9 protein-coding genes are annotated in these 11954 nt (G+C 50.6%); all 9 read left to right on the top strand.

The window, feature by feature from the left end:
- The first annotated feature begins 173 nt into the window (after positions 1-173).
- The 9 genes from M0P74_15100 (at position 174) to M0P74_15060 (ending at position 11951) form a co-directional block, all read left to right on the top strand.
- Positions 174-1634 (top strand): hypothetical protein, encoded by a 1461-nt coding sequence (locus tag M0P74_15100; protein ID MCK9364913.1) that lies wholly within the window; start codon positions 174-176, stop codon positions 1632-1634.
- Between the two features lie 490 nt (positions 1635-2124).
- Complete coding sequence (locus M0P74_15095) at positions 2125-3369, top strand: ATP-binding protein (protein ID MCK9364912.1); 1245 nt, start codon at positions 2125-2127, stop codon at positions 3367-3369.
- A gap of 13 nt (positions 3370-3382) precedes the next feature.
- A complete protein-coding gene (locus tag M0P74_15090) occupies positions 3383-3589 on the top strand; it encodes a nucleotidyltransferase domain-containing protein (protein ID MCK9364911.1) in 207 nt (68 codons plus the stop codon).
- 349 nt (positions 3590-3938) lie between these two features.
- On the top strand, positions 3939-4820 hold the full coding sequence (locus M0P74_15085; GenBank protein ID MCK9364910.1) for a glycosyltransferase: 882 nt from the start codon (positions 3939-3941) through the stop codon (positions 4818-4820).
- Positions 4817-6019 carry a glycosyltransferase family 4 protein gene (locus tag M0P74_15080; GenBank protein ID MCK9364909.1) on the top strand — a complete coding sequence of 401 codons (1203 nt, stop codon included), beginning with the start codon at positions 4817-4819 and terminating at the stop codon, positions 6017-6019. Before M0P74_15085 ends, M0P74_15080 begins: the two co-directional genes overlap by 4 nt.
- A 182-nt stretch (positions 6020-6201) precedes the next feature.
- A complete protein-coding gene (gene asnB, locus M0P74_15075; protein ID MCK9364908.1) occupies positions 6202-8169 on the top strand; it encodes an asparagine synthase (glutamine-hydrolyzing) in 1968 nt (655 codons plus the stop codon).
- 1 nt (position 8170) lies between these two features.
- Positions 8171-9448, top strand: coding sequence for a glycosyltransferase family 4 protein (locus M0P74_15070; GenBank protein ID MCK9364907.1), 1278 nt, complete (start codon positions 8171-8173; stop codon positions 9446-9448).
- A 308-nt stretch (positions 9449-9756) separates the two neighbouring features.
- Positions 9757-11277 carry a hypothetical protein gene (locus M0P74_15065; protein ID MCK9364906.1) on the top strand — a complete coding sequence of 507 codons (1521 nt, stop codon included), beginning with the start codon at positions 9757-9759 and terminating at the stop codon, positions 11275-11277.
- Entirely contained in the window at positions 11274-11951 is a 678-nt protein-coding gene (locus M0P74_15060) for a WbqC family protein (protein ID MCK9364905.1), read from the top strand. Before M0P74_15065 ends, M0P74_15060 begins: the two co-directional genes overlap by 4 nt.
- The last annotated feature ends 3 nt before the right edge of the window (positions 11952-11954 follow it).

The raw sequence follows: 11954 nt of genomic DNA, 5'->3' as shown, positions 1-11954 counted from the left end.
CGCCCATTCTTCAATCAGCAGACGATCCTTCTCAGAGCACTGTGGAATGTGATAACCTTTGGGCATATTTTTTACCTCCTGCCCAAAAGTATATCATGTAACTATTAATTATGCAAGTAAGCACTAGTTCCAGCGTAAAAAGGGCAATTGAAAAGTTACGGATGAAACTTAACATGTTAGACAGCGTCGCCAGAAATATTAAATCATTCATGGCAAAGAAATCAATCCATCTGGCGCTTGTATTGAACGTGGCGGTTTTTATTTATGTCTTTGGTCAGGGAATCGTGTTTCAGGGTGATTCGAAACTATATATCGAAAAATCAATATGCAGACTACCCCTTTATCCTCTGGTTCTTGAGGCATTTAAGTCAATCTTCGGCGTTTCCCAGCTTTATTGGCTGGTTTTTTTCCAGATTATATGGGTTCTGGCTGCCGCAACTTATCTGAGCATACTGCTGAAAAAGCATTTTCATCTGCCCGTATTTGCTTATTTTATAGTCCATTTTTTACTCGTTTCGCCGTTGTTGCCCGCGCATCGCATTTTCGGCGGTATCTTTGGCGGTATTGGAAACACTGTTATGACGGAATCGCTGTCCTATGGTATTTTTCTTTTTTCTTTTGCCTTTCTGATCAAAAATATTTTTCAGCCAAGCTATATCAATGGCATCGTTCTGATTGGCCTGTGCGTCATCAATTCGCTGGTGAGATTCCAATTTGTTTTTATGTATCCAGTTATTTTTATGCTTTTTGGCTATCGCTACTTTAAAGATCGGGAACTTAAAAAAATAACAATTCTGTGTATGGTTTTTATAATTTGCATCATCACGGCCAATATCCTTACCCGGGTCTATCATTACAACGTGAATGGTCGTTTTGAAAATTTTTCCCTGACTAATACATTTTTTCTGACCAATCTACTTTATCTGGCCGAGCCGTCTGATCTTAATGAGGTTGCGGAATCACCACAGAAGAAAATCCTTCAGAAAATTATGATTACGCTTCAGCAAAAGCAATTGACGGAGAAGTACAGCAAGGCACATGACGCTCAATTTGTTGGATATTACGATAAAAACTTTAACGCCATTTTGTGGGATGTGTTGATTCCGCAATACTCGAATGCTTTTGCTAATCGCTTTTCCGAAGACGATTTATTCTTTGAGGTTGAGAGATTCTCAAAATATGTGCTGCCGGACTTGCTGAAAAAGAGACTAATGGCAGGTGTTAAATTGACAATTATGAAGTTTCTTGACAGTTTCAATTTCCGCGAGGGTTTCTTCCTTGCCGTTTTGCTTGTTTTGCCGGTCTGGCGATTCGAAAGGCCAATAAATATAGTCCTGCTTTTGACGGCAGTGGCAATGGTAATGAGCCGATTGGTGATCGCTCCCCTTGTCTATTTTGTGGATCGTTTGGTGTTTTATACGGATATGATGGAACCGGTCATGCTGTTTGTGCTTTTGGGCTGGCGTATGAATGAACGCTCGATAACCCCCGGTGGTTACATCCAAAAATTGAAGAAACTGGAGGTAATTGCAAAACTCCCCATTCTTGTCTGTCATTCCCGCAACGATTCTGAGCGGGAATCTGGTTCTAACTGCTTGAAAAACCATATTCCCGATAGAGACATTTGGGAATGACAAATGGTTTTGCAATTGCCTCACTGGAGAGACAATAAAGTAACTTGGGAAAAGTGCGGCGCGAGACGTTACTGCCTTTTGCAGATCAAGGGAATTTCCGATCGAGCCAGCACGCCCCCTATCTGACGGCTAATTTTATAGTTCTCGCAGGGAGAGCTTTGCACAAATCAGCTTTTGTGGAAAGGTGAGATTGGTAATTATTCAGCATAACCATCAATATTGGTGTCAGTCCCGGTGAGCTTTATTGAATTTCTGCCGAATATGTCATTCCGGACTTGATCCGGAATCAAGAAGCTATTAAAAATACTGGATTCCGGTTTTCACCGGAATGGCGATTTGCCCAATTTTGGGAAAAATTCAACCTCTCTCTAAGGGTGTCGGAGCTCCGACACCCCTCCTCGAAACTATGGGTAACTAATTAATTTGACTTTGTGCATATATTTATTTATGATGCACAAAAAGTAAGAATTTTGTGCATCAAGGGTAAGCTATGCTAAGAGATATCGCCCTTCTTCAAAAACGAGAACTGGAAAGCCGTCTTCAGGAAACGTATGTTGACCGGAAGATATCGGTCCCGTGGGACCTCGGAGACGATCTGATCAAAGTCATCACCGGTCCGCGGCGTGCGGGGAAATCGTTTTATGGCGCCCATCTGATCCAACAGACCGGATCTTACGGCTACATCAACTTCGATGACGAACGGCTGGCCGCCATCGAAGATTACGATGAAATTATCAGCGCTGTAAACGCCGTGTACGACCAACCGCGCTATCTGTTTTTTGACGAGATCCAAAATCTTCCGCGCTGGGAAATGTTCGTCAATCGCCTGCAGCGACAGGGATTCAGGCTTCTGATCACCGGCAGCAACGCCAATCTGCTCTCTTCGGAACTGGCCACCCATCTCACGGGCCGCCATGCCTCCCTTGTCCTGTTTCCCTTTTCTTTCAGCGAGGTCTTGGCCGCGTCAGGGGGGGAGCGGACCGAGATCGAGAAAATGGCCGCACTGGACACGTACGCAGAGCAAGGCGGCTATCCCGAACCCCTTCTTAAAAAGATCGACCGCCGCGACTATCTTCGCAACCTTCTGCAAGCTACATTGTACAAGGACATCGTCAAACGGTTCAAGGTCAGGTCGGTTCAGGGGATCGAAGATCTGACCCTTTATCTAATGTCGAACATCGCACGCGAGTATTCGTTCAACGCACTTTCCGGGGTAACGAAGTGCCGCAGCGTCCATACGGTCGATAAATATATTCGCTATCTTCAGGAAGCCTATCTGTTTTTCTCGCTCCCGCGCTTCTCTTTCAAGGTGAAGGAGCAGGCGGTACACAACAAGAAAATATACTGCACCGACAACGGACTGGCGGTGTCGGCAGGCTTCCGTTTCAGTGAGGACAAGGGAGCGCTCTATGAAAATCTTGTAGCCGTCGCTCTGAAAAAAGAGGCAATCGCCGGCAAGATTTCCCTGTTCTATTGGAAAAGCCCGCAAAATGAGGAAGTGGATTTTATCATCAAAGAGGGCCCGAATGTCGTGCGACTGATTCAGGTCTGTTCGGACATCACGAATCCGAAGGCGCTGAAAAGGGAAATGCGGGCGCTGATCAAGGCTTCTCAGGAGCTGCATTGCGATGATCTCCTGCTGCTCAACAACCGTGTTGACCGGACTGAGACCTTCCGATGGCAGGATGCCGAGCGCCCGATCCGGCTGATGCCGTTGTGGCAATGGCTGGGATAAAAAGGTGATCACCATGAATACCGTAAAAATCAAGGAAGAGATAAGGAACACGTGCATACAGATGGCGGGGGATCTCCACGGATATCGGATTGTCCTTTTCGGCTCCAGAGCGACAGGCAAAGCCCGCGACCGCTCTGATTTTGACATCGGCGTTCTGGGCGATATTCCTCGGCCGCTGAAAACTTTCTATGAAATGAAAGACCGTTTTGAGGGAATCTAGACACTCTACCGGATCGACCTGGTTGATCTCACCCGCGTATCCCCGGAATTTCGCCGCGAGGCTTTGAAAAAAACGGAGACTCTTTATGGATAAGAATATCCTTCTCGCTGACCGGTGCCCTTGCTTATCCGGCGCAGGGCGACCTGGAAAAGGCAGGTTGTATCCAGTACTTCGAGTTCTGCTTTGAGTTGGCATGGAAAAGCGTCCGACTTGTGGCTGAGTATCAGGGCTTCGGCGATTGCTCTTCTCCAAAGTCTTCTTTGAAGCAGGCGTTTGCGCATCACTGGATAGATAATAGGGAGAAAGCCTAAATGAGAACCCGTCCCCGATTAATAAAAGAAGGTTTATTGTGAGTGAACGCGTTTGCGTTGTTATTGTCACCTTCAACAATGCGAACATGCTGGCAAAGTTGCTTGACGATCTGCGGATTCAGACCAGATTGCCGGATGGGGTCATCGTTGTGGACAATGCCAGCCGCGATCATACGGAAAATACCGTCAGGGAAGATTACCCGGAGGTAAAGTACGTTAAGCTCAAGGAAAATCTCGGCAGTGCGGGCGGGTATCACGAAGGGATCAGGCGCGCCATCGAAACCGCCGATTTCATCTACACGCTTGATGATGATGTCCGCCTGAAGCCCAACACGCTCGCTGAAATCATTCAAGGATTCCATGTTCTTGAAAAAACATCGGAGTTCAGAATCGGCGCCGTTCGGAGTGTCGGCGAGGGGCATCCGCAATCCGTACCAACCCCATTGGAAATATGTCCTTGGCGTGGGACTTTGTTCAAGACGCGGATCGTTCGGGAGGTAGGTCTGCCATCGCCTGATTATTTTCTCTATGGCGAAGATATTGAGTATTCTCTAAGACTTGCAAAAAGAGGTTACTGTTTTTATTGGATTCCGGCAAGCATTTGTCAGGAGGATAAGCGGAAGCGAGACGGGAAGGCAGAGATGGGGCTCTTCAAAAAAAGAGGCACCCGCTACCAAGATCCTTTTCGTTTGTATTACGCCTTCCGCAGTGAAATATCTATATACCTGAATTATTGTCTTTTCATGAAATTGCTGCACACCATCCTGTATGCCATGAAGGTTGTGTTGATGATCCTGGCCAAAGAGGGGCTCTCCGGGCGAGTGGCGATCGGGGCTATCGCGGCAGGCATTAGGGATGGGTTCAGAAGAAAATTAGGGAAAAATAGCAGGTATTCTCCGGCGGAAGGTGAAAGCCATTGAAAATTCTTTTTGTTTCTGATGTTTCTATAGGCGCTGTAATCGGAGGAGCGGAGCGGGTACTCTACGAGCAGACAACGCGCTTGGCTGCTCGGGGACATGAAATTCATATTCTAACGCGCCGGCTTCCTTCGCACCGGGCCAAAGACGAGGTGATTGAAAATGTCCATGAATGGCGGTATCGCGTAAATTCGGACAGCCCCTTTTCCTTCCTGGCATCCACGCTTCGAAACGGCAAAAAGCTATTTGAAGAGCTTGATAAGGATAATAATTTTGACTGCATCAACTTTCATCAACCGTTTTCCGCCTTTGCTGTCACAAGGTCGCCTTTATCTGAAAAAATCAGAAAAATTTACACCTGCCACTCCCTTGCCTTTGAGGAGTACGCCTCCAGAAACGTCAGGCCCCGTTCGTCTTTAAAAAAAATTGTGTATTCATTTCATCTCTTTTTGAGAAAATGGATGGAAAAAAGGGTTTTAACTCGGTCGGACCGCATCATTGTCCTGAGCAGATACACCCATGCTAAACTTATGAATATTTACGGAGTGCCCGCCGAAAAGATTGCCATTATTCCCGGTGGAATCGACTTGGTGCGCTTTCATCCCGCCACAGAGAAAAGCGCCGTCCGGGAAAGTCTGCACCTTCCCTTGGATAAAATGATTCTGCTTACGGTACGAAACCTCGTCCAGCGTATGGGGCTGGAAAATCTGATACTTGCGATGCAGGATGTTGTAAAAACACTCCCGGACATATCTCTGGTCATCGGCGGCACGGGACCGCTACAAGATGACCTTATCCGTCTCACCCGGCAACTTCACCTTGAAGAACATATCGCTTTAGCCGGATTTATTCCCGAAGATGCATTGCCCGAATATTACCGGGCCGCGGATATTTTTGTCCTTCCTACCGTCGAACTCGAAGGGTTCGGGTTGGTTACGCTGGAGGCGTTGGCATCCGGTACGCCTGTCCTTGGAACGCCCATAGGGGGAACGAAGGAAATCCTTAGCAGTCTGGACAGCCGGTTTATCTTTAGCGACGCCTCACCAGAAGCAATTTCCTGTTTGCTTATCGATACTTGCAACGAATATATGGATCATCCTGATAAATGGCGGCTGGATTCCCAACGCTGTCGGCAATTTGCCGAAAAATATTCATGGGGTGCCAATGTCTCTTTGCTGGAGCAGATTTTCTCAGCACGATAACCCGATTGCTTATATATTTCATCTGCAATGCACGATAATATAATATATCGTGCATTGCAGATGAAATAAGAGCAAGCGCAGGCTGAAAAAGGAAAAATTGGAAGCTCAGCGCTTGAGTTAAAAAAGCGCCTAACGCGAAAAGAACGAGCACACCGTCAATGATTGGGATTTAAAATCTGTATATGTGCGGAATCTGTGGAAAAATTGACTTTTCCGGCAGCCGGGTGGACGAAGGTCTGCTGCGGCGGATGAATGAACGGCTGGCCCATCGCGGGCCGGATGATGCGGGCATTCATTTGAGCCATCAAGATGGGGTCAGTTGCGGCCTCGGCCACCGCAGGCTCAGCATCATCGACCTCTCCGCGGCGGGAAGGCAGCCGATGACCAACGAGGACAAGAGCCTCTGGATGGTCTTCAACGGGGAGATCTACAATTTCGCGGAGTTGCGGGAGGAGTTAAAGGGGAAAGGGCACCACTTCTCGTCGCGCACTGACAGCGAGGTAATTCTGCACCTGTTTGAGGAGGAAGGCGCGGCAGGAATATCGCGTCTTTCCGGGATGTTCGCATTTGCCCTCTGGTCGGAGACGACAAAAACGCTTGTTCTGGCCCGTGATGGCGTCGGGATAAAGCCGCTTGTCTATTACTGGGACGGGAATCGGCTTCTCTTTGCCTCGGAACTACGGGCACTGCTGGCCGATTACGATGTGCAGACGGAGATTGATCTGGAGTCGCTCGATATTTACCTGAGCCTGAACTACATCCCGGCCCCTTACACCATTTTTAAGAATATCCGTAAACTTAGGCCAGGTTACACGCTGAGCGTTTGCGACGGGAAGCTCGAAGAGAGGACATTTTGGGATGTTTCGGCGGGAGGCGATGAGACTGCAAAAGACAAAAACAGCAACCAGTGCGGCAAATCCCCACGGGGGCTTGCTGATGAAAATAATCGGCTGTTCGATTTCCCCGGGATAAAACAGACGCTCTTCCGGACATTGGAGGAATCTGTCCGCTCTCAGATGGTCGCCGATGTGCCGCTCGGGGCGTTTTTGAGCGGCGGGATAGATTCAAGCGTGATCGTCGGGCTGATGGCCCGCAACTCCGCCCGACCGATCAAGACCTATTCGATCGGCTTTTCCGATATGCCGATGTTCGACGAAACCTCCTACGCCCGCGAGGTTGCCTTGTTTCATCACACCGATCACCATGAAATAAAACTGAGTTCCCGGGAGATGATCGGCGCCGTACCCGATATCCTGGCCGGCTTGGACGAGCCGTTCGGCGACTCCTCAGCGGTGCCGACCTGGATCGTCGCTCGGGAAACTGTGCGGGACGTTAAGGTGGCGCTCTCCGGCGACGGCGGGGACGAGCTTTTCGCCGGCTATCGGATGTACAAGGGGGAAAAGTGGTTCAAGCGCTACAGATTTATTCCGCGTCTGATCAGGGACGGCCTGCTGGAACCTCTGGCGATGAGGCTGCCCGAATCCCGCGACACCCGCGCCGGAGAGCTGGCAAGAAGGGCAAAAAAGTTCCTGCGCGGCGCGAAAGGATCGCTCACGGAGCGTTTTTTTGGCTGGAACGAACTTTTTAATGAGGACAGCAAAAACGCGCTCTTGAAGGAGGGCTGGGGCGTAAAAAAGTCGCCAGCGCCGGGGATCTTCGCTGCTGCGCTTGCCCGCCCGCAAACCGACGCGCTCAACCGGATGCTCTACGCCGATTTCAAGGTCTCGCTTCCCGGCGACATGCTTTGGAAGGTGGACAAGATGAGCATGGCCCACGCCCTCGAAGTCCGCGTCCCGCTGCTCGACCAACGTTTCTGCGAGCTGGCCTTCCGGATCGGGGGCGACTGGAAAATCCGACACGGGCAGGGCAAGTACATCTTTATCGAGGCCTTCAAGGATATCCTGCCTAAGCGGCTGCACAACCGGCCCAAGTGGGGCTTCGAGATGCCGATTGCCCGCTGGTTGAAGACCGACCTCAAGTATCTGATTTCAGAGTATCTTTTGCGTGATAAGATCGATAAACAGGGCATTTTCAACTATCCGGAAATTGAAAAAATGGTTGCTGATTTGCTGGAAAGCAGGCGGGATACCGCCTGGAAACTCTGGAATCTGATCGTCTTTCAGACATGGCATGCCTCCCTCCGGCGATAAGATGAAAGTAATCCATATCATAACCCGTTTCGACAAGGGCGGGTCGGCGGAAAATACCTTTTTGACGGTCTGTGGCCTCGATAAGGAGCGCTATCAGGTTGCTCTTGTGACCGGCACGCTTTCTGGAACAAACCCCCATGCCCGTGGGGCACAACGAAGCATGAAAATCCCCCCTTGCCCCCCTTTGGCAAAGGGGGGATGGGGGGATTTTCATATAAGCAGTAATGATCCCGAGAACATTGCTATAGCGGCGAATATCGCGGAGCTCAAGGCAAACGGGGTGCGCCTGATTTTCGTTCCTTCTCTGGTGCGAGAGCTGAACCCCGTTGCGGATTTGCGTGCATTTTTGTTTCTCCGCAAGATTATCCGGCGTGAAAAACCGGACATCGTGCACACCCACACCTCGAAGGCAGGGATGCTGGGACGTTGGGCGGCGCGGCTCTGCCGCGTTCCTGCGGTCATCCATACCCCACACGGCCATGTCTTTTGGGGGTATTTCAACCCCGCGAAAACCCGTCTGTTTATCATGCTGGAGAGGTGGACTGCCCGAATAACCGACGCGCTTATCATGCTGACGCCGCAGGAGCTGCAGGATCATCTTGATTTGGGAATAGCGCCAAGAGAAAAATTCACCGTCATCCACAGCGGCGTTAATCTGAAAAAATTCAGCTCCGCACAATCCCATTCCGACAGGAAGAGAGCGATATCGGAAGTTCCTGATAATATGGTAGTTATCGGTACCGTTGGCCGCCTGACCGCGATCAAGGGGCAGGATGTTTTGATCCGGGCGTTTGCCGAACTCAAGCAGGTAGGGGAGGATGTATTTCTTGTCCTGCTTGGCGAAGGGGAGAGGCGAGGCGAGCTGGAAGAGATGGCGCGCCACTTGCAAATATCTGATAGTGTCATGTTTTTGGGATGGCGTCCCGATGTTGCTGCCGTTATGGCCTCATTTGACATTTTCTGTCTGCCTTCCCTGAATGAGGGAATGGGCAAGGTTATCGTCGAGGCGATGGCGATGGGGCTGCCGGTTGTGGCAAGCAACGTTGGCGGGATAAAAGACCTTGTTCGCAAGGGGGAAAACGGGCTGCTTGTGCCTCCCGGGGATGCGACCGCTCTGGCGAAGGCGCTTTCCCTGCTTTGCTCTGCCCCACAAGAACGGCGCCGGATGGGCGATGCCGGGCGCCTGCTTGCCCCTTCCTACAGCTCGGAGGCGATGATAAAAAAGATTGACCGTTTATATGGGGAATTGCTACACAAAAACAGACAAAGAGAGGGGTGAAGGTCGTTATTATCAATGAGAGCCAATTGCAAAACTCCCAACGCTGTCATTCCCGCGACGCTTCTGGGCGGGAAAGCGAAGTTTAATGTTCATAATCCAGTTTATATGCAAATCCCCCCATCCCCCCTTTGCCAAAGGGGGGCAATGCCTTATAACCCCCTTTACCAAAGGGGGGCAAGGGGGGATTTGCATGCTTCGTTGTGCCTCCCAAGGCATGGGGGGTTTTAACTATTTGAAATCATGGATGCCCGACAAAAGCATTCGGGCATGACACGGAGTTTTGCAATTACCTCAAGGAGTATGTTTATATGAGGGCCTTAGTCAGTAAAATAAGGCGCCGGGATTTGCCGAAAAACTTCCCTACCACTTTTTTGCTGGTTTTGCTGGCTGCTTGCGGGGTGAACTGGCTCGTACCCTATCCGGCATCCGGACAGACGCGTCCCGTTTTATACAAGCAGGCGCCGGCCTTGATCGATCTGCGGACAACCTTCAGCGACGGCGTTTTTGATCCCGAAGCCCTGGCGGCGCTGGCCGTGCAAAAGGGAATAAAAATAATAATCCTGAACGACCATGACCGCATGGTCATTGAATACGGCCTTCCTCCGTTCCGGAACATCCTGAAAAAGAGAGAGGAGCGCAACTCGATCAATCAAGCGGGGGCAAAGGCCTATCTTGCGGCGGTTGAGCGGGCCCGGAAAAAATACCCGCAGGCGGTGATTATCCCAGGCGCGGAGAGCGCCCCCTTTTACTACTGGACGGGAAGTTTTCTGGACGGGAGCCTTACCGCAAACGACCACGAACGACGCATCCTGACGATTGGCCTCGAAAAGCCGGAAGACTACCAAACCCTTGCGGTCATCCACAGGGAATCCGCCCTCTTTGGTTATAAAACAACCATCCTGGCAATGGCAGTTTTTGCTATCCTGCTGCTGCTGGCTGTATATCTTTTTTTCAAGAAGAACGGGAGGCGATCAGCCGGTTTGCTCTTGCTGGCCGTAGATTTAATCCTTGTCGCCGCCTTCAGCGTAATTTTGGGCAGGTCTTCACCCTTTGACGCTTATCACGGTCCGCAGGGAGCGGTCCCGTACCAGCGGTTTCTCGACGACGCCGGCCGGAAAGGGGCGCTGACATTCTGGAATTACCCGGAAACACAGTCGGGAATCAGAAAGATGGGACCGATTCAGGTAAATACCCGGCCCTACCCGCAGATGCTTATGGAGACGAACAACTATACCGGTTTTTCGGCGATATACGGGGATAATGTCACCATAACCGAGCCCGGCGAAATGTGGGACATGGTTTTGCGGGAATACTGCGGGGGATTTCGCCGTACCCCTCCCTGGGGAATAGCCACATCCGATTATCACCGGGAGGGCGAGTCAGGGCAGAAACTGGGTGATTTTCAGACGGTGCTGCTGCTGCCGGAATTATCAAGGAACGCGGTTATCGACGCGCTGCGAAAAGGCAGGATGTACGCGTGCCAGGGAAAGTTCCCGAAAATGCCGCGGCTGGACGTCTTCACCGTTTCCCCCTCCGCTCTTTCCGAGAGCTCAGTCCCGCCGGCAGTTTCCGGGGAGACCCTACGGCTGAAGCGCAATCCCCGCATCAGCATCCAGGTGTCAGGGGCGCCGGATGCAAAAGAGACGGTGCAGGTGCGGCTTATCCGTTCGGGAGAGCTTGTCCAGGTTTTTTCGGGGACCCTTCCGTTGAAAGCGGACTACGTTGACAACATTGAGAAGCCTGCCGGGCAGGAGATATTCTATCGGCTCGATGTGAAGGGATACGGAAAGATCGTCTCCAATCCGATTTTCGTGAGTTTTGTAAAATGATGGTTGCCGTTCATCAGCCTCAATACCTTCCCTGGCTTGGCTATTTCGACAAGATTGCCGCTGCGGATGTTTTTGTCCTGCTGGACAACGTCCAGTTCAAGAAAAACGAATGGCAGAACCGCAACCGGATCAAGACCGCCGCGGGCCCGCAGTGGCTCACCGTGCCCGTCCGCTACAAATTCCCGGAGAGGATCAATGAAGTATCGGTAAACAATCAGGAACACTGGGGAAATAAGCACCGCCAGGCCATTGTTACCAATTATCGCAAGGCCCCCTGCTGGGACGAGGTTTCAACTATTTTGGAGCCAATATTTGCGGGGAGCTGGGAGAGCATCTCCCAGTTGAATATATTTACCGTCAAACTTCTGGCCAAAACGCTGGGAATAGAAACCCCCCTTTATGTCGCATCGGAGCTTCCCCCCTTCCCGGAGGATCCGGACTTGCGTCTGATTGCCATTGCAAAACACTTCGCAGCGGATACATATCTTGCCGGAAAGGGAGGAATAGACTATATGAACCTCGCCTGCTTCCGGGAAAATGGGGTCAGGGTAAAATTTCAGCAGTACAATCATCCTGTTTACCGACAGTTGTTTAATGGTTTTGAACCGTTCATGTCTGTTATCGATCTGCTTTTCAATTACGGTGAAGATAGTTTAAAAATACTGAGAGGATGAGAG

The sequence above is a fragment of the Syntrophales bacterium genome (assembly GCA_023229765.1).
In the GTDB taxonomy this organism is placed as follows: Bacteria; Desulfobacterota; Syntrophia; order Syntrophales; family UBA5619; genus DYTH01.
The sequence above is the reverse complement of the archived record's forward strand: the minus strand, read 5'-3'. Positions and strand labels throughout refer to the sequence as shown.

What these genes read in the sequence shown, in the direction of transcription:
- M0P74_15095 (MCK9364912.1), top strand. Translation starts at nt 2,125, where the DNA reads ATGCTAAGAGATATCGCCCTTCTTCAAAAACGAGAACTGGAAAGCCGT.
- M0P74_15060 (MCK9364905.1), top strand. Translation starts at nt 11,274, where the DNA reads ATGATGGTTGCCGTTCATCAGCCTCAATACCTTCCCTGGCTTGGCTAT.
- M0P74_15070 (MCK9364907.1), top strand. Translation starts at nt 8,171, where the DNA reads ATGAAAGTAATCCATATCATAACCCGTTTCGACAAGGGCGGGTCGGCG.
- M0P74_15090 (MCK9364911.1), top strand. Translation starts at nt 3,383, where the DNA reads ATGAATACCGTAAAAATCAAGGAAGAGATAAGGAACACGTGCATACAG.
- asnB (MCK9364908.1), top strand. Translation starts at nt 6,202, where the DNA reads ATGTGCGGAATCTGTGGAAAAATTGACTTTTCCGGCAGCCGGGTGGAC.
- M0P74_15100 (MCK9364913.1), top strand. Translation starts at nt 174, where the DNA reads ATGTTAGACAGCGTCGCCAGAAATATTAAATCATTCATGGCAAAGAAA.
- M0P74_15065 (MCK9364906.1), top strand. Translation starts at nt 9,757, where the DNA reads ATGAGGGCCTTAGTCAGTAAAATAAGGCGCCGGGATTTGCCGAAAAAC.